14 protein-coding genes are annotated in these 19,680 nt (G+C 34.7%); 7 read left to right on the top strand and 7 right to left on the bottom strand.

Annotated elements, in window-relative coordinates:
• Positions 1 to 32 precede the first annotated feature (32 nt).
• Entirely contained in the window at positions 33 to 3,536 is a 3,504-nt protein-coding gene (locus tag DNU06_RS02980; RefSeq protein ID WP_146239132.1) for a hypothetical protein, read from the bottom strand.
• 44 nt (positions 3,537 to 3,580) lie between these two features.
• Between DNU06_RS02980 and DNU06_RS02975 the strand changes: the two genes are divergently transcribed.
• Positions 3,581 to 4,273, top strand: coding sequence for an SIR2 family NAD-dependent protein deacylase (locus DNU06_RS02975; RefSeq protein ID WP_111061710.1), 693 nt, complete (start codon positions 3,581 to 3,583; stop codon positions 4,271 to 4,273).
• 50 nt (positions 4,274 to 4,323) lie between these two features.
• Here the strand turns inward: DNU06_RS02975 and DNU06_RS02970 are convergent, their stop codons facing one another.
• Positions 4,324 to 5,049, bottom strand: a complete 726-nt coding sequence (locus DNU06_RS02970; RefSeq protein ID WP_111061709.1) for a T9SS type A sorting domain-containing protein — start codon at positions 5,047 to 5,049, stop codon at positions 4,324 to 4,326.
• A 355-nt stretch (positions 5,050 to 5,404) separates the two neighbouring features.
• Here DNU06_RS02970 and DNU06_RS02965 point away from each other — a divergent pair, with 355 nt between their 5' ends.
• Genes DNU06_RS02965 through DNU06_RS02955 form a run of 3 tightly spaced genes read left to right on the top strand, consistent with a single transcriptional unit; the run spans position 5,405 to position 8,540 of the window.
• Entirely contained in the window at positions 5,405 to 5,920 is a 516-nt protein-coding gene (locus DNU06_RS02965; RefSeq protein WP_111061708.1) for a TlpA family protein disulfide reductase, read from the top strand.
• Complete coding sequence (locus DNU06_RS02960; protein ID WP_111061707.1) at positions 5,917 to 7,608, top strand: DUF6029 family protein; 1,692 nt, start codon at positions 5,917 to 5,919, stop codon at positions 7,606 to 7,608. Before DNU06_RS02965 ends, DNU06_RS02960 begins: the two co-directional genes overlap by 4 nt.
• An 11-nt stretch (positions 7,609 to 7,619) precedes the next feature.
• Positions 7,620 to 8,540, top strand: a complete 921-nt coding sequence (locus DNU06_RS02955) for an Omp28-related outer membrane protein (protein WP_111061706.1) — start codon at positions 7,620 to 7,622, stop codon at positions 8,538 to 8,540.
• 384 nt (positions 8,541 to 8,924) lie between these two features.
• Here DNU06_RS02955 and rfaD read toward each other — a convergent pair whose 3' ends face one another.
• Positions 8,925 to 9,890 carry an ADP-glyceromanno-heptose 6-epimerase gene (gene rfaD / locus DNU06_RS02945; protein ID WP_111061704.1) on the bottom strand — a complete coding sequence of 322 codons (966 nt, stop codon included), beginning with the start codon at positions 9,888 to 9,890 and terminating at the stop codon, positions 8,925 to 8,927.
• Between the two features lie 148 nt (positions 9,891 to 10,038).
• On the opposite strand from rfaD, the gene DNU06_RS02940 reads away from it, so the two are divergent.
• Both DNU06_RS02940 and DNU06_RS02935 read left to right on the top strand, forming a co-directional pair.
• Positions 10,039 to 10,761 carry a Bax inhibitor-1/YccA family protein gene (locus DNU06_RS02940; RefSeq protein ID WP_111061703.1) on the top strand — a complete coding sequence of 241 codons (723 nt, stop codon included), beginning with the start codon at positions 10,039 to 10,041 and terminating at the stop codon, positions 10,759 to 10,761.
• A gap of 76 nt (positions 10,762 to 10,837) precedes the next feature.
• Positions 10,838 to 12,835: a urocanate hydratase gene (locus tag DNU06_RS02935; RefSeq protein ID WP_111061702.1), complete on the top strand. Its 1,998-nt coding sequence runs from the start codon at positions 10,838 to 10,840 to the stop codon at positions 12,833 to 12,835.
• 68 nt (positions 12,836 to 12,903) lie between these two features.
• On the opposite strand, the gene DNU06_RS02930 is transcribed toward DNU06_RS02935, so the two are convergent.
• From DNU06_RS02930 to ileS, 4 genes are all read right to left on the bottom strand, one after another.
• A complete protein-coding gene (locus DNU06_RS02930) occupies positions 12,904 to 13,572 on the bottom strand; it encodes an NAD(P)H-binding protein (protein ID WP_111061701.1) in 669 nt (222 codons plus the stop codon).
• A 20-nt stretch (positions 13,573 to 13,592) separates the two neighbouring features.
• On the bottom strand, positions 13,593 to 14,972 hold the full coding sequence (locus DNU06_RS02925) for a CotH kinase family protein (RefSeq protein WP_111061700.1): 1,380 nt from the start codon (positions 14,970 to 14,972) through the stop codon (positions 13,593 to 13,595).
• A 1-nt stretch (position 14,973) separates the two neighbouring features.
• A complete protein-coding gene (locus DNU06_RS02920; protein WP_158526805.1) occupies positions 14,974 to 15,678 on the bottom strand; it encodes a DUF2490 domain-containing protein in 705 nt (234 codons plus the stop codon).
• 144 nt (positions 15,679 to 15,822) lie between these two features.
• The gene (gene ileS / locus DNU06_RS02915) at positions 15,823 to 19,290 is read right to left on the bottom strand and encodes an isoleucine--tRNA ligase (RefSeq protein ID WP_111061698.1); all 3,468 of its coding nucleotides are present in this window, start codon (positions 19,288 to 19,290) and stop codon (positions 15,823 to 15,825) included.
• A 153-nt stretch (positions 19,291 to 19,443) separates the two neighbouring features.
• Here ileS and DNU06_RS02910 point away from each other — a divergent pair, with 153 nt between their 5' ends.
• Positions 19,444 to 19,665: a hypothetical protein gene (locus DNU06_RS02910; protein WP_111061697.1), complete on the top strand. Its 222-nt coding sequence runs from the start codon at positions 19,444 to 19,446 to the stop codon at positions 19,663 to 19,665.
• Positions 19,666 to 19,680 lie beyond the last annotated feature (15 nt).

The raw sequence follows: 19,680 nt of genomic DNA, 5'->3' as shown, positions 1-19,680 counted from the left end.
TATGAATTAGGAATCAAATAATGACTGACATTTTAAAAGAAAGCTCTTAATTCCATGCCGCCTGAATGAATAAAAGCTACATTTTCAGATTTTCTACCAGAATAATTGAAATTTAGCTGTAGATTTTCGGCTATTTTTCTTTGGTAGTTGAGTCCCCAAAGTAAGTTTACACCTGGTTTAAGGGCAGCTAATAATTCAAATGCAATTGGTGTGTTTTCTGCTGCATTATATGCCAATAGTTGCAAGTTGAAATTTGCGGAAAAACTACCTTTCTTTACTTGGTTAAATCTAATTTCATTGCCAATTTTTAAGCTTTTAGCAATCTCATTTAAATCGGATTCATTTTTTTTAATGGAAAATTCACCCAATATCGCATACCGAAATTTAGTATTAGGTTGGTATGAAATAGTTAGTTCTCCGAGTTGCGTTTGGTAGAAGTAATTCCTGTTTTCAGCGTAGTCTGAAGCCGATTTTTTAAAACCAGATAGATGTTTTAAATTTAGGTTGAATGCTTTGGAAATGTTCCAGCGTAATCTGTTTTCATGGTCAAATTTTTGGTTAAAGTCGAATCCGCTTGTTAAAAGCACTTTGCTTTTGGTTGCTGTAATGGTATATTCTAGGCCAAATTTGGGATTAAGCCGATTAAAAAATAAAGTATTTCTTAAGTTCGATTGTACATTGATTAAACTGCTGTCCGGAATGTCAGTTAAAAAAGGATTGATAGCAAGCAGTTGGTCGTTGTTGGTTGTTTTTCTGTTTATTTTGTAGTTAGTTTGATTGCTAAATAGGCCAAGAAAACCTTTAATCCCCTTAGATTGGCGCCATATTTTTTCAGGCTTAAGGAAAAAAGTCTGATTAAACTGATTCCCGTAAGTTCTTACAAATTCTGTTGAAGATATTGAAATTCTGATGTATTCCGCTTGGTCTGAAAATTGTGCAATTTCAAATTCTCCTATGTCTTTTATGCCATCTTCGTTGTAATCAATCCAGGTGTAAACACCTTGCCCATTATTTACTTGGACATAAACATAGTCTCTTTTCAGTTCTAGTCCAGAGTTTACTTCGTAAAATGTACGACTAGAAAATACGCCTTTTAGGAAAAACAAATTCTGTTCCACTCTTCCTAGCATTGTATTTTCAGGTGGCTGGTCAAATAAGTTTTCATCCAAAACCTTTAGTCGTCTGTAGTTTAAGTTAACCTTCAATTGGTAATACTTGTTTTTATTAAATTGACTACTAATGCCATAGTTTTCTGCGTTTGCACTTGGTGTTAATTGATTTGTATCTGAAAGCCAATCGGTTCTTAGTTGATAATAAATTTGATGGTAATTTTTAGTAGAGTCTCCAGTAGAAATATATGCTTTTGCGTCATAAAATTGATAGGCGCTAGGCAAAAGACTATCGCTTATGCTAATGATGTTTTTTTCGTAAATATCTACATACCCAATTTTTATTTTTTTCCAGGTCTTGGATACCTCGGCTTGGTGACGAAAAAACTTGCTGTTTAAATCCCCGTTTGCGGTTAAGTAATTTCCTTTAAAATTTAAAGTGTAGCCGTTTTTAAAAAGGTTTAAATCTACATCATTTTTTAAACCTTGATAAGCTTCTCCCCAGGTGAGCTGATTAATTTGGTAGCTGATTTTTAATACTTTATTTTTTTGAATTCCAATTTGGACTTTTGAAATGTATTGATTTCCGGTGTAGGCTTGGTTACTTAAATTCCAGTCTCTATCAAATTCAGCCGACCTGAACCATTGAATAGGGTTGAAATTTCGGTCGTTGATTTCGAGGTCTAAATTGGAATAGAGGGTGATTCCTTTGTCTTTAATTTGTTTTTGTTGCCCTACCCCCCATTTTAGTGCATATCCTTTGTCATCTCCTGCATCCAGTTCGGAAAAAGTATTTTTATCTGTCCTAGAGTATGCTAACTCAAAGGTGGTGCTTACGTTTGGATTGAATTGATAGCTGGCGCCCACCGAGGCCATCTGCTTTTTTTGCGGCGCAATAAGCAATATTACTGGTTCGTAGGTGCCTTGTGGGATTCCTCCTGTAGGAAAAACCCATTTATAAATTTTGCCATTTGCAGTATATTTATCTATAATATAGTTCCCTTTGTTTTCGCCTAGCAGTTTGAAGTTTGCACGGTATTTTGCACTGTCCACATTGTTGGTAAAAACTAAAACGGAGTCAATACCAAGACTGTCTTTTAAAAAGTAATGGATGGTGTTTTCGCTGTATTCAGTTGGGATTATACTAGATATCAAAGCGTTGTTAAGGTCGTCTCCTGCAAACGATAGATTGGTTTTCTGTTCAAAACTTAAACTTTGCTGTATGGGTTGGTTTTTTGCGTCTTGTTCATTGTAAAAATTGCCCCAAATGGTATATTTCTCCCCTTCTACTTTTCCATTGTAGACGCCTAGGCTCCTAGCGTAGTTTAAGTCAGAATATTGAAATTCAACAATAATTCTTTTGTCTTTGGTGATAAATTGATTGGCAGTAAATATAATTTCGGCAGTATTGTAGTCAATGGTATAGTCAAATTCTTGCCCTCTTTCTAGAAGTTTTCCATCTATATAAACTGCTTCTGTTCCAGCTAGGACAATGATGTTTTGTTCGTTTTCTACACCCGATAATTTGTAAGGTCCTTGGTTTCCTTCTATGCCTTGTAGGATGTTTCTGGCAAATTTACCCCTAGAAAATGCACCGCCTATTTTATGGGATATTTTTGGACTGTTTTTAATGTTTGCAGAAAGGTAATTATAATCCACACTCAAACCTTGACTTCTTTTATTGTAATTTAAAAAGTATCCCGTTGGTTTTTTTAGCCAAAAATCACCACCAGTTACCGCAAAATCATCATTATAAATTTGTAAGAATACTTGGTCGAATTCTTGCAGTTTTTGGGTGTTGCCACTTGGTTGAAATGGTATATTGTTGTCTGATATTGATCCTTTAATAAATAGGTTTGGGCCAATTACACCATTTAATTGAAGATTTAAGGTCGACTGAAAAGAAAGGCTTTGTGCGTTACCAACGGTTACACCTCTAGATATACTGCCTTGTTTTTCTAACTGCGAATCGCCAAAAAAATTTAAGTCATCATTGTTATTTTTAATGGATAAACGATATGGTTCTAGCGCTAAACTGTCGTTGAAGTCGACAATTAATGTGTCTAATTTGTGGTAAAAACTTTGATTGATATTAATTGGAGATCGATAATATTTAAAAGTAAGTAATGCTGAGGGGGCAGAACTGCTGAAGAATTTTGCGGTGATAGGATCGAAAAAATAAGTAGAATCTACTAGTCTATTTTTTTTGTGGTAGACTTCAAATCCTGTTTTTAAAATAGAATAGCTTGAAAGTTGTATGGTGTCACCCTTTTGGTATTTAATGGTTTTGTTTATTAAATTGTTTTGACCATACACTTGATTGCTACTAAGCAATAAAAATAGTGTAAATATATATATGGTGATTTTTAGGGTCAAAATGAGTTTTCGCTTAAGAGATAACGTTAATATTTTAGTGAAATTACCCATTTCATTGCAATTCTATTATTTTTTGGAATAAATTAGTGTGGTAAATGAAGGAAAAAAGAAAAATTGTGTTGCTCACGGGTGCGGGAATCAGTGAAGAAAGTGGCTTGGGTGTTTTTAGAGGAGGCAAAGGATTGTGGGATAATTTCAAGTTGGAAGAAGTGGCTACATTTGCTGCATGGCAAAACGATCCTAAGTTGGTGTTGTCATTTTATAATTTACGAAGAAAACAAAATATAGCGGCCTTACCAAATGCGGCACATTTGGCTTTGGTAGATTTAGAGGAGGTGTTTGAGGTGCGTATTATTACCCAAAATATAGATAATTTACACGAACGGGCTGGGAGTAAAACTGTATTGCATTTGCATGGGGAAATAATGAAAGGGAAAACCGTTGAGCATCCGCAACAAATATTTGAGGTAAGTGAAACCGTTTCATGGGGAGATGTAGATCCTAATGGTCATCAAATACGGCCTCATGTAGTTTGGTTTGGTGAGCCAGTCCCTTTGATGGAAAAAGCGATTGAAGAAGTGGTAGCAGCAGATATTTTTATTGTAATTGGCACCTCTCTTAATGTTTATCCCGCTGCTAGTTTGGTTAGTTTTGCGCCTAAAGATGCAGTTTTTTATTTGGTTGATCCAGCTCCTGTAGATTCTCATTTTCCATATGCATATACACACATCAAATCTAAAGCAAGTGAAGGTGTTGTGGCTTTGGTCGAAAAATTATTAAAGGCATAAAAAAAGGAGCTTATGTAGCTCCCTTTTTTGGTTTAATTTTAGAAAAGTAATTATTGTACAATCAGTTTTTTTGTTTCAATAACTGCTAAATCATTGCTGATGGCATAAAAGTATACACCTGCATTTAAGTCTTTTAAGTTTAATACGTTTTTACCGTTTTGTAAAGTCGCAGTTGCTACTGTTTTACCTGTAATGTCGTACACTGTAATACTACTGTTGTTACCAAGGTTGTCTGCGTTAATATTCAATTGATCATTCACAGGGTTTGGATAAACAGAGAAGCTTGCAGGATCTTCTTTTTCCAGTCCTAAGAAGTAATTAAAAATAACATCAACAGAGTCCAAGTGAACACCGTCTTCCACTACATAATATCTATATTTAGCAGAACCTTGATTTCCTTCTGTTACATGATAAGCATACAGAATACCTGTTCCACCAGCACTAAAGCTGTATTGGTTGGTGGCTGTCCAAGGGTTGCTTGAAGAAACATCATCTGCAGAGTAACATTGTCCGCTTAACAAATCGAATCCCCAGCAAAAATAATCTTTGGAGCCGGGTACTTCATTAATTCTTTTTCTAGTAATGGTTAAACTTAAAGCCGAATTCGAAACATTTTTAATGTCTAAATACAAATGCATCTCGTCAGCACTTGAAGAAGCATATAAAGTTGTTCCAGAAACATCTGTTGTTTGATCTGCTTTGTAAATCTCTATTTTTTGTGCATTCACATTCATAGAGATAAGGCATGCAGCTAAAAATTGTAAAGCTTTTTTCATAATTATAATTATTAGAATTTCAAAAATACAAAATATAGCGCAATTGCACCTTGCTTTTTCTGTTTAATTTCCAGTCGGGTGGAGACCTTAGGATTCCAAGTTAAAAAATATATTCATGTTTGTTTTACAGAAGAGAAATTCATAGTAGGCCTTGTTATCGTTTACTTATAGGCGGTTTGTTATTTTTTTTGTGATACATAACGTCTTAAGTTAGATTTAAAAGTTAAGTTTGAAAAACAATAGTTATTGTAAAAGTAAAATATTTTACAATTGAATTTTTTTACATTTGCTTAACCTAGGATTAGTGGTCTAATTATTGAATTGATAACCTTAAAGAATAAAAAATAGAAAGAATATGAAAAAATTATTAATGATATTAACTGTAGGAGCGGCGTTTGGTTTTGCTTTTATGAATACCAATGCCGATCAAGATAGTGAAGGAAAAAATCTACCAGCAGTAAGCATTAAAGATGTGGAAGGAAATGCATTTAATACAGGGGATTTAGAGAATGATGGAAAACCTATGGTGATTTCATTTTGGGCAACATGGTGTAAGCCATGTAAGTTAGAATTAAATACTATTCAAGAAGTGTATCAAGATTGGCAGGATGAAACTGGGGTGAAATTAGTTGCTGTGTCTATCGATAATGAAAGAACGAAAAACATGGTAAAGCCATATGTGAATTCTTCAGGATGGGATTATGAAGTTTTGATGGATGTAAATGGTGATTTTAAAAGAGCAATGGGCGTAAATAATGTGCCACATACCTTTTTAGTAGATAAAAACGGGAAAATTGTTTATTCTCACAGTGGGTTTGTACCTGGTGATGAGGAAATATTATTTGAGCATATTGAAGAATTATTGAAATGATGAAAATAATGAACCCAAAATTAAATTTTATTTCAAAGTCTTTCTTGTCACTTTTATGTATTGGTTTTGCACAACAAGCTGTCGCGCAGTTTGACATGAGTAAGGCTTCGGTGACGGGTAATATTGAAACGGTTGCACAATATTTAACGAGTGATTCGAGTATTAATGCTTTTGCGCCTGAGCAAAAAGCAGTTATGAATTCTTACGCGAACATAAATTATTCTTTAGGAAACTTTAGAGCTGGTGTTCGTTTTGAAAGTTATTTACCTGGTATTGCTGGCTATCCTGCTTTTTATTCTGGTACTGGAATTGGCTATCGTTATGTCGCATATAGCACGGATAAAATTTCGGCTGTTGCTGGAAATTTTTATGAACAGTTTGGAAGCGGAATGATACTGCGTTCCTACGAAGCAAGGGCAGTTGGGATAGATAATGCTATGGATGGTGCAAAAATAGAATTCAATCCAAGAGCAGGAGTTAGATTGAAGGGAGTATTTGGAAAAATGCGTTATAATTTTGATGAAGGACAAATTAATTTGTCGGAAGGTATTGTTAGAGGTTTAGATGGAGAGGTTTCTATCAATGATTTGTTTGAGACTTTCAACGATTCAAAATTAAAAGTCTCTTTAGGAGGGAGCTTTGTGAGTAGGTATCAGCCTGGCAGTAATGACACCTTAAATTTACCATATAATGTCGCTTCTTTTGGTGGTAGATTGGATGTGAGGTATAAAAACTTTTACATTAATGGAGAATACATTCTTAAACAAAATGATCCATCTATAAATAATGGTTATGTCTATAATAATGGGCATGGTGCTTTAGTTAATATGGGGTATTCTCAAAAAGGTTTTGCGGTATTGTTTACAGCAAAATCAATTGATAACATGTTTTATCGTGCAGATAGAACAGTAGAGGGAAACCAATTGATGATTTCTTATTTACCTTCCTTAAATAAGAACCATACGTATAATTTGGCTTCGACTTTATATCCTTATGCCTCTGTGCCTTCAGGAGAGATTGCTTACCAGTTGGATGTTTTATATAAGGTAAAAAGAAATACCCTTTTAGGTGGTAAATATGGCATGGATGTAAATATAAATTTAGCGACTGCATTTAAACCAGTACAACACACTTCTGATGTTGCTTTTGATGTGGATAGGGTTTCCTATGCAAGTAAGCCTTTTGATAAAAGTGATAGTTTGTACAATTTCGATTTTAATATTGAGTTAAAGAAGAAGTTCTCAAAGAAATTCAAATTGACCGCTACTTACCTACATTTTATATTTAATAATGATGTGAATGAAGTAACAAAACTGGCGCATGGTTATATTACTTCGGATATAATCGTGTTTGATGGTGCCTATAAAATCAACAAGAAACACAGTATTCGTGTAGAGGCACAAGGTTTATTTACGAAACAAGATAAAGGAAATTGGACAACATTTTTAGCAGAGTATACTATTTCTCCAGGTTGGTTTTTTGCTGTAATGGATCAATATAATTATGGTAATCCAATTGTTTCAAGCAGAAAACATTATCCTCTTGGATCTTTTGGGTATACCCATGATGCTTCAAGATTTATGATTTCTTTTGGAAAACAAAGAGAAGGGATATTTTGTATCGGAGGAGTTTGTCGTCCCGTACCAGCAACGAATGGGGTGACATTTACTTTCACTACAACATTTTAAAAACAACGAACATGAAAACGATTTTAAAAATAACATTAGTACTAAGCGTTTTGGTAAGTCTTTATTCTTGTGATAAAGTAGAATACCCATATAAAATTATCACAGATTTAGATACTACATTATATCCTGGAAATTTTAGAGATTATGTGTATCCAACCTTTGGCGCAAATAACAATGCTACCAGAAATGTTTTAATTGAAGATTTCACTGGACATAAATGTTCATTTTGTCCAGCAGCAGCAACTGAGGCAAAGAATATAGCGGAAGCTAATCCTGGTCGTGTTTTTATTGCATCCATTCATGCATCACCAAATGCTTCAGGTACAAGTGATTTTCAGTCTGTAGCACCGTCAGGTAATAAATACACCACTGATTTTACTACAGCTGAAGGAAAAGAAATTGCAGGTTATTTATCTAATATTCAAGGTGGAATTGTTGGTAATCCCACAGGTACAGTAAATAGATCTTTAAATTCTAATGGTGAAATATTCCACAGCGCGTCTACTTGGTCTACTACTACGGATTCATTATTGAATACCCCATTATTGGTTAATATTCAAGCTAAATCAAATTATTTTGAAGCAACGCGAGGACTTTTTATACATGCACAAATTGAGTTTTTAACCGCGTTGACAGGAGAGTATGCAGTTGTTATTTATGCACTAGAAAATGAAGTGATTGATTGGCAAAAAGTTTTATCAGATGATGTGGAAGATTACAAGCACCATGAAGTACATAGAGGCAATGTATTTGCTGGAGAAACGTTCGGTCGTGTATTTGTAAATGGAGATGTGATTGCGGGTCAAAAGTTTGAAAAAGACTTTACCTATAACGTTCCTGCAGGCATTACCAATGCAGACATGCATTTTTTAGTCTATGTATATGATAAAAGTACTGAGGAGATTTTACAAGTCATCAAATATGAGTTTTAACATTTCTTAAACGTTCAGGTTAAAATATTGATTTTTAACGCTTTGCCTTTTGTTTTAAGATAGTAAAGGCTTAATGTTTATAACTATAATTTACAGTCCATAAAACAAATTCATAAGAATTTCGTATATTTGAGAGAACCCGTAATACGTACAAGGAAATGTTAGAATTATGTAAGGAGATACTTATCAAAGTTAGTTTTGATAAGTACTTATTTCAAAAAGAATTGAATAAGTCTTTGAAATGGGTAAGCAATTCTGAAGACCGCGAACAATTAAAAAGTTGGTGTGTTAGAAGGTTTGGAAAAATTTACCCAGAAGTTGTCAGATTAGCATTCGCTAAAAAAACAGTCAATCAATAAAGTTATAATTGGTCCAAATGCTTATTTATAAATAAGCATTTGGACTTAAATAATGCTGTACATAGTCCTGTACTCCTTCTTCTAAAGTATAGAAGGGTTTATTGTATCCAGCGGCTATTAACTTCCCCATTTTTGCTTCCGTAAAATATTGGTATTTATCTCTAATATCTTCAGGGGTATCTATAAAGCTAATGTCGGGTGTGACACCCAATGCTTTAAATGTTGCCTTTGTAAGGTCTAAAAAGGTACGCGAAGTACCAGTTCCTAAATTATAAATTCCACTATTTGGTTTGTTCTCCATTAAAAATATGCAAACGCTCACCACATCTTTTACGTAAATGAAATCTCTTACTTGTTCCCCATCTTTATAGTCTACATTATGGGAACGGAATAATTTCATTGCATTGGTCTTATTAATTTGGTGAAAGGCATGGAAAATAACAGAAGCCATTCTACCTTTGTGGTATTCATTTGGACCATAGACATTAAAGAACTTTAATCCCGCCCAAAAAGGAGGTGTATTTTCTTGTTTAATTACCCATTTGTCAAAATCATTTTTTGAATCGCCATATGGGTTTAAAGGTATCAATTTTTCAATTACTTCTAAGTTGTCATCAAAGCCAAACTCTCCTAGTCCATATGTGGCACCACTACTGGCGTATACAAGAGGAATGTTAGCACCGGTACAAAAGTCCCACATTTTTTTTGAATAATTCAAATTGAGTTCATCAAATATTTTTGTGTCAAATTCTGTAGTGTCTGTTCTGGCGCCTAAGTGAAATACAAATTCAATTTCACTTTTAAAATCATTGGCCCAGTCAAAAAAGTCTTTTCGGGGCACTTTTGCTAATATGGTTTTACCGTTTAAGTTTGCTGCTTTCTCTGTTTTAGAAAAGTCATCTACCACCACAATATCGGTATAACCTTTTTCATTTAACATGCTCACTAAACAAGATGAAATAAATCCTGCTGCTCCAGTAACTACTATCATAATTGAAATTTTAAGACAATTTGTCAGATTTTACGCAAAGGTAAGGTATTTGATAGTTTAGGTTTATACAAATTGTTAAAAAATTACAACCAGGTTATTTTGAGTGGTATTTATTAATAAATTTGACTAACTTAATTAAAAGAAAAAAATGAAAGATAATATTTTAGATAATTTTAATACGCGTGGGGTTGAGCAAGGGTCTATGGCAAAAACATTTATGTCGAATGTATTTGTTTATATGGCGTTGGCTCTAGCCATTTCGGGTGTTGCTGCTTATTTATTTGCTACCACAGAATCCCTTTTGCGTTTACTGTATAATCCAGAAGGAGGGATGTCGATTTTTGGCTGGATTGTGATGCTAGCGCCACTAGGCTTGGTTTTATTAATGGGGTTTAGATTTCAAAAGTTATCCTATGTCAGTTTACTAGGTATATTTATACTTTATTCGGTGTTAACCGGGGCAAGTTTGAGTTCTATTTTTCTAATTTATTCTATGGGTTCAATTGCGACTACTTTTTTAGTCAGCGCAGGTACTTTTGGAATTATGGCCATTGTAGGTTATACTACAAGTACGGATTTAACTAAACTAGGTTCTCTTTTATATATGGCTTTGATTGGTTTGATTATCGCTACGGTTGTGAATATGTTTTTAGGAAGTAGTATGATGGATTATGTTATTAGTGGTATTGGTGTATTACTTTTTACAGGTTTAACAGCTTATGATACGCAGAAGTTAAAACACATTGGCATGTCTGTAGACGGACAAAGTGAAGATGGAAAAAAGCAAGTTGTAATGGGTGCTTTGAGTTTATACTTAGACTTTATTAACTTATTTTTATTCATGTTGCGATTTTTAGGCAATAGAGATTAAAACAAAAAAGAATTAAAATGGAAAAGACAGTGCTTATTGGCCTGTCTTTTTTTATTTTTGGGTAAAATTATTTTTCATGACAATAGCACAATTTCAATCAGACATTAAAGGTGGGATTCCATTAGAAATACCTGCTAAAAAAGTATTCGAACCGGCCATTAACCATGCGCCTAAACGAAAAGATATTTTAAGTAAGGAAGAGAAAGTGTTGGCCTTGAAAAATGCTTTGCGCTATTTCCCTTCAAATCAACATGCTGAATTAGCAGTTGAGTTTGCAAATGAATTGAAGGAATACGGACGGATTTATATGTTCCGCTATCGTCCAGATTACGAAATGAAGGCTAGGCCAATTTCTGAGTACCCTGGGAAAAGTGAACAAGCAAAGGCCATTATGGTCATGATACAAAATAATTTAGATTATGCTGTGGCGCAGCACCCGCATGAATTGATTACCTATGGTGGAAACGGCGCTGTATTCCAAAACTGGGCCCAGTACCGTTTAACCATGCAATATTTGTCAGAAATGACAGAGGAACAAACTTTAACTATTTATTCTGGTCATCCAATGGGATTATTTCCTTCTCATATAGATGCGCCTAGGGTGGTAGTGACAAACGGAATGGTCATTCCCAATTATTCAAAACCTGACGATTGGGAGAAAATGAACGCTTTGGGCGTTTCTCAATACGGACAAATGACAGCTGGTTCTTATATGTATATTGGACCACAGGGAATAGTGCATGGAACTACGATTACTGTTCTAAATGCATTTAGAAAGATTAAAAAATCACCAAGCGGCGGCTTATTCGTTACTTCAGGTTTAGGAGGAATGTCGGGGGCACAACCCAAAGCAGGTAATATTGCGGGTTGTGTAACAGTCTGTGCAGAGGTTAATCCAAAAATCACCCATATCCGTCATTCACAAGGATGGATTAATGAAGTTGTTGAAAATATTGAAGAATTAGTGCCTAGGGTAAAAAAAGCACTTGAAAATAAGGAGGTAGTATCTATTGCTTATTTGGGGAATATTGTGGATGTATGGGAGCGTTTTGACCAAGAAAATTTAAAAATAGATATCGGTTCAGATCAAACTTCCTTACACAATCCATGGGCAGGTGGTTATTATCCGGTAGGATTGACATTCGAAGCGTCTAATGAAATGATGGCTAATGATCCTGCACAATTTAAAATAGAAGTACAGCGTACTTTAAGAAGGCATGCTGCAGCGATCAATAAGCACACTGCCAAAGGGACTTACTTTTTTGATTATGGTAACGCATTTTTATTAGAGGCAAGTAGAGCTGGAGCAGATATAATGGCAGAAAATGGTATTGATTTTAGGTATCCTAGTTACGTGCAAGACATTATGGGACCTATGTGTTTCGATTATGGTTTTGGTCCGTTTAGATGGGTTTGTGTAAGTGGAAAGCCCGAAGATTTAGCCAAGACAGATGAAATTGCTTGTCAAGTTTTAGAAGGGATTAAGCAAAATTCACCGCCAGAAATTCAACAACAAATGGCCGATAATATCCAATGGATAAAAGGCGCTCAAGAAAATAAATTAGTGGTAGGTTCTCAAGCGAGAATTCTTTATGCAGATGCAGAAGGTAGGATTAAAATTGCCAGTGCGTTTAATGATGCCATCAAAGCTGGTACAATAGGACCAGTTGTTTTAGGTAGAGATCACCATGATGTATCAGGGACTGATTCTCCATATCGAGAGACTTCCAACATTTATGATGGTTCTAAGTTTACGGCTGATATGGCTATTCAAAATGTAATAGGCGATAGTTTTAGAGGGGCAACTTGGGTTTCCATCCATAACGGCGGCGGTGTTGGCTGGGGTGAAGTGATTAACGGTGGTTTTGGTATGCTGTTAGATGGTTCTGAAGATTCAGAAAGAAGATTAAAAATGCTGTTACATTGGGATGTAAATAATGGTATCTCAAGAAGAAGTTGGGCGAGAAATGAGGGGGCAATATTTGCGATTAAAAGAGAGATGGCAAGAACACCTAATTTAAAAGTAACGCTACCAAATATTGTAAAAGAAAACCTGGAAGAATTATTTGATTAAAAACTACGGTATAAAAAATAAAACGGGACAATTAAATTGTCCCGTTCTTTAAAGTCACTACATTTTTTTTAGACGGTTTGTTTTGAATCTGCCAATAAAAAAACCATATTTGATTCATAAATCGTACAAGCATTATTGGTGGCATGCACTGCTTTTAACATGGCGCTTGCTAAAATATAATCTTTTATGGGTCTATATTTTTTCCAACAAGGTACAATTACAACTGCTTTCATAATTGGGGTAAATACTTTTTCCATCCATCTAAATTCAGTTCTGTCTCCTTCTAACATGGATGGGCGAAGAATACTAATGTGTGCGAAGTTCAATTTTTGCACGGCTTCATCAAGCTCACCTTTCATTTTAGAATAAAAGATTTTGGAATTTGCATCTGCACCAATAGAAGATAATAGCACTAAGTTTTTCACACCATTTTCTGCTGCAATTTTAGCAAAATTAAATTGGTAGCCAAAATCAATTTTATATTGGACTTCTTTGCTGCCTGCTGTTTTGATGGTGGTACCTAAAGTGGAGAAAAGTACGTCCCCTGTGATTTCATTTTTATGCTCCTCTAGTGCGTCAAAATTGGTGATTATTTCCTTTAGTTTTGGATGAGTAACACCGGTTGTTCTTCTTACAAAAACTTTTACTTCTGTATATAAATCGTCCTTTAGCAGGGCAGTTACGACCGCTTTACCAATTAATCCGGTAGCTCCTATTACTATTGCTTTAAGTTTCATCTTATTTGTCCTTTTCTTAATTAATTCGCATAGTTTTCTGCAGCTGTATTACGTGTTTCTACATGATTTTTTAGTGTTTCAATAGCGGTAGTAAATTCACCCATATTGTTGATGAATGAATAATCACTGTTTTCTTTTTCTACTGAACTATAAATCAAGGTTTGCAATTCTGAGTAATAACTTTGCATTTTACTGGTTTCAAAAGTAGTGGAAATAAAGTCAAGAATATGATTTTTATAATCATTTTCATAGCCGGGAATGTTTGTGATGTATCCAATAAGTGGCCAATCGTTATCGTTCAGTTCGTCAAATCCAAATGAAAGCGCGCCACTACCTGCTTTTCCATCTTCAAATGCTTCATTGTTGTCCCAAGGAATCCATTTCATCAAGTTGTCTGCGGGGTCGTTATATAAGTAGTAATTGTGTGACATGGTGCCATAGGTGTCCCAATTTTGAATGGTGGTATTTACGGCTAACCATTTTAAAAAGCCTTGAACATCCCAAACGGATGCAAGGTTAGTTTTATAAGAAGTAGTGTCTGAATTTCTGTTATCAGGATGTAAATAATCATAAATCAACTGTATGTCCGATTCTCCTGTTCCACCCGTAGTTTTGTTTTCAAAATCATTTAAGTTAAAACCGGATGTTGAAAATGTTGCGCCATCATCTTCAGGTTTATAGCAATTGCCAGTTTCGCTACCAAACTGTTTGTCGAGCATGGTTTCAAACACCACTTCAACTGCGGTATACAGTCCAAAATATACTGGTCCATCACCATAGTCAATATACATTTCGTAAAATGCGGAATAAGGCGCTGGCACACCAAATTCTCTAAAGACATCACAGCCCAATTTTTCTCTTAAAAATGATTTATCATTGTAATTGCTACTCATGGATAAAGAGGAAAACCCATAAAATGTTTGTCCAGTAATTTCAGGATAATCGTCGTTAAATTCATCAAATGCTAAGCGGAACGGTAACTTTTTTGTGCCACTACTATAAGCGCTTAAACTAGAGTTTCCCTTATATCTGATACCAACATGGTACCAATTTAAATCATTAAATTTTAAATTACAAGGCACGTAAATTGGATTTCCATCAGTAAAAGTAGCTGTACCGCCACCGCCACCTCCACCACCACCAGGACCACCACCTTGGGTACTGCTGCCGTATAGGTCATCCAAGTCATTTTGCATAGCTGTCCAATCATCCGCGGCAATGGTGATGTCTAAACGATTGACTTTATCTTGCGGGAAAACAGTTTCATATTGGGGCAATGCTGCCGCAGAATGCGTGGTTACTGTCCAGTCTTCTAGTCCATCTCCAGCTTGAATAATTAATTCCTTGTAACAAGCGTTTAAGGTAAATATGAGGATCGAAAAATAAGCTATGTATTTCATATTATCGTTTTAATTTCAAAGTGTAAGTATAGTTTAACCCAATAATGTAAGTCGTTTTTGGATAAGCTTCATTTATTTCTCTTTCTAAGCGATAAAATGCGCCAATTTTATGTGCCTTATTTAATGTGTAATCAGTCCCGAATGTAAATCTGATTTTTGCTAATTTATCTGATTCTTCAGAAAGGTCACTAAAGAGTTCTGTGGAGAATTGAGGATCTAATTTCCATTTTTTGATGTTGTAATCCACCCCTACTTTTAAACGAAATATATTGTCGGATTCATCCCCTTCTGATTTCGAAATGCCAATTTCATTTTTGTTTTGGTATCGCAGGCGATAATCGAAACTAAACCGGTTAATGTCGTGTTTGAGACCAAGGTCGAGGTTAAACCTAAATTTGTTTTCAAAATCCTCGTCCTTACTATCCGCAATGTATCTCAATGCGGCACCTAAGTATAAAAAGTGGTCGAATTTATATTTTACATCCAGATCAGTAATAATTTGATCTGTTAAGCTAGCATTATGATTGCGTCTCATTTGTTGGTTCAAACCAAAAGCTATTTTTTTAGTCGGTTTGAATTTAAAACCTACACTTGTCCAGGTTTCTAAATCATGCGTCACTATGGTTTGATCGGTTTGGGCTATTAAAACATTTTGAAAATGGAATAATAGCAAGAGTGTGCAGCTGAGTCTATAAAAGTACGACAAAAACATAGTGGTTTAATTTTATGGTCTAATGGAGAAAGGGATTATATCGTGCATTCCCTTGTTCCCCATTAGACCATAAAACAATCCAAATCCTTCTGTAAAAACAAAACTATTTTATCTTATCCTTTAGTTTCCGTCTTTTTTTTACGCTTTAATCATAGCGATAAATGCATCACCTTCTTCCATGTCTGCAACTAAATTGTTTTCCTTAGCTACTTTACCAAAGTCAATAGAGTTTGCTAGAACTTCGTTACAGATGTAAGCACTGTTATCTTTAATCGCGGCCGTAATTTCTTCATTTGCTTCAAGTGTTAGGGTAATTTTATCCATTACATCTAGTCCGCTTTCTTTTCTGTAATTTTGAATTCTATTGACTAATTCTCTGGCAATGCCTTCACTTTTCAGCGCTGGAGATAAGGTAACATCTAGAGCAACAGTTAAACCGCCTTCTGAAGCCATTAACCAACCGGGGATATCATCCGTTACAATATCAAAATCTGCTAAGTCTAAAGAAATGGTTTCTCCATTTATTTCACCGGTCCAACCTTGGTTCTTTTCTACCGCTGCAATATTGGTAGTATCCCATCCATTTACTAATCCAGCAATGGCTTTCATTTGTTTGCCATATTTGGGACCAATAGTTTTAAAGTTTGGTTTTATTTTTTTGACCAAAACTCCTGTGGTATCTTCCAATAATTCAATTTCTTTAATATTTACTTCTGAAAGAATAATGTCTTTCACTGCCTCTATTCTTCTGGCAAAATCAGCATCTAATACTGGCACCATAATACGTTGTAAAGGTTGGCGAACCTTAATTTGTTCTTTTTTACGTAGGCCAAGCACTAAAGAAGATACTTTTTGAGCAATGGCCATTCTTTCTTCTAAATCATGGTCAATTAAAGCCGTGTTTTGCACTGGGAAATCCGCAATATGTACTGATTCTATCTCGTTCTTATGCGTGGTACTATTTAAGTCTAAAAAGAGCTGGTCTAAATAAAATGGTGCAATTGGCGAACCAAGAATAGTTACTGTTTCTAAACAAGTATATAAAGTTTGATAAGCTGAAATCTTATCTTCGGAATAGTCTCCTTTCCAAAATCTTCTTCTACATAAACGTACATACCAATTAGACAATTCATCAATGACAAAAGATTGAATTAATCGGCCTGCTTTAGTTGGTTCATAGTCTGCAAATGCCGCATCCACTTCTCCTATTAAAGTATTTAATTTAGATAAAATCCAACGGTCAATTTCTGGTCGATTTTCGACTTCAGGTTCCGCATAAGAAAAGCCATCAATATTGGCATATAATGCAAAAAAGGAATAGGTATTATAAAGCGTACCAAAGAATTTTCTTTGCACTTCTGTAATCCCATCTAAGTCAAATTTAAGATTGTCCCAAGGTTGTGCATTGGTAATCATATACCAACGGGTGGCATCTGCACCATATTGGTCTAAAGTTTTAAAAGGATCAGCTGCATTGCCAAGTCTTTTAGACATTTTTTGACCATTTTTATCTAAAACTAATCCGTTTGAAATTACATTTTTATAGGAGATACTATCGAATACTAAGCCTGCAATGGCGTGTTGTGTATAAAACCACCCTCTAGTTTGGTCTACTCCCTCTGCAATAAAATCGGAAGGAAATAAGCTACCATTGTCAATTAATTCTTTATTTTCAAATGGATAATGATGTTGTGCAAACGGTACAGATCCAGAGTCAAACCAAACATCAATTAAGTCCGCTTCACGTTTTAAAGGTTTTCCAGTAGGGGATACTAAAATAATATCATCCACATAGTTTTTATGCAAGTCTACTTGGTCATAGTTTGCTTTTGACATGTCACCAGGGTTAAAGTCTGCCAATGGATTATGATCCATCAATCCAGCTTGCACCGCTTTTTCTGCTTCAGTTTTTAATTGAGCTACAGAAGAAATACAAATTTGCTCTGTCTTGTCTTCACTAGTCCAAATAGGAATAGGAATACCCCAATAACGAGATCGACTTAAATTCCAGTCATTGGCATTTTCGAGCCACTTGCCAAATCTACCTTCTCCAGTTGATTTTGGTTTCCAATTAATTTGGTCATTTAAGGCTACTAATTTCTCTCTATTTTCTTCCACTTTAACAAACCAAGAATCTAAAGGGTAATATAAGATTGGTTTATCTGTTCTCCAACAATGTGGGTAAGAGTGCTCGTATTTTTCAATTTTAAAGGCCTTGTTTTCAATTTTTAATTTCAAGGTTATTCTTTCATCAACACTTAAGTATTTGTTTAAGTTGGAGATGATATGTTTTAAGTTTTTTTGTTGAATTTCTAATTCTTCTTCTTCTTCTCCAGCTTCTAAATATTCTGCTTTTACATATTCTCCAGCAAAACCAAAGACGTCATCTTGTATTTCCGGTCTAAATCGACCGCGTAAGTCGACTAAAGGGACTAGTTTTCCATTTTCATCTTGGACCAATAGACCTGGTACACCAGCTTGTTTTGCTACCAAAGCATCATCAGCACCAAAGGTTGGTGCGGTATGTACAATACCAGTTCCATCTTCAATGGTTACGAAATCACCTGGAATGACAACAAATGCTTTTTCAGGGTTTTCAAAAGGTTGTACATAAGGCAATAATTGTTGGTATTTTAATCCAACTAAATCCGTTCCTAAACAAGTCCCCATCACGAAATAAGGAATTGTTTTCCCATTGCCATCAAAAGACAATAAGTCTTCCATAGATGCTACTTCAGTAAAGCCTTTTCCAAACTGTTTTGCAACTAGGTTTTTTGCTAAAATAACTTGTGTTTCTTTTTTTGTATATTGGTTATACGTTTGCACCAAGGCATATTCTATTTTAGGTCCAACTGTTAAAGCCGTATTTGAAGGTAAGGTCCACGGCGTAGTGGTCCATGCTAAAAAGTAAGCAATATCTATATTGGCATTCTCAAAAGGTAATGTTTGTCCAGCTGCTACTTTAAATTGTGCTACACAAGTTGTATCTTTTACGTCTTGATAGGCGCCAGGTTGGTTAATCTCGTGTGAGCTTAATCCTGTCCCCGCTTTTGGAGAATAGGGTTGAATGGTATATCCTTTGTATAATAAATTCTTTTCCCACATTTGACCTAAAATCCACCAAACAGACTCCATATACTTACTTTCATAAGTAACATAAGGATTTTCCATGTCTACCCAATAGCCAATTCTTTCTGTTAGGTTATTCCAGATATCGGTAAATTCCATTACTGTTTTTTTACAAGCATTGTTGTAATCTTCAATGGATATTTTTGTACCAATATCTTCCTTAGAGATACCTAGTTCCTTTTCTACTTTCAATTCTACCGGTAAACCATGTGTATCCCAACCTGCTTTACGTTTTACTTGAAATCCTTTTAGCGTTTTATACCGACAAAAAATGTCTTTTATAGAACGTGACATTACATGGTGGATACCAGGCATTCCATTTGCTGAAGGTGGGCCTTCAGTAAAGATAAATGGTTTGTTACCTTCTCTCAAGCTAACACTTTTTTGGAAGATTTGTTCTTTTTTCCAACGTTCTAGTACTTCGTTAGCGACATTTGGTAAGTTTAAACCGTTGTAAGTAGGATATTTTTGACTCATTTTATACGTATAAATGGAAGGTGCAAAAATAATAAAATTAGTTGGAATGACCTTAAGTTGTAATTGCCAACTGTCAGATTATAATAATGAGTTGAATTTATACCCTCAAATCAATTTACTTTTGCTTAAATTTGAGCCAATTATAATATTAGAATGATGGCTAAATTAGAAAAGAATGACAAATTAAAATTGTCAAAGAAATTATTAAAAATTCAAAAAAAGGGACTAGTTTCTTTTAGAGAGTATTTAGAAAAGGAATATTTTAATGCAGCAGATGATAAAACTAAAAAGAAATACTGCCGATATATTGAAGATCAGATTGTAGATACAGATAAGAAACTAAGAAAAATGGATAAAAAAATAGGGGAAATTTAATTCCCCTATTTTTTT

The organism is Putridiphycobacter roseus (assembly GCF_003234935.1).
Classification (GTDB): Bacteria; Bacteroidota; Bacteroidia; order Flavobacteriales_D; family Crocinitomicaceae; genus Putridiphycobacter; species Putridiphycobacter roseus.
Note: the sequence above shows the minus strand (reverse complement) of the source record. Positions and strands in the feature narration are given on the sequence as shown.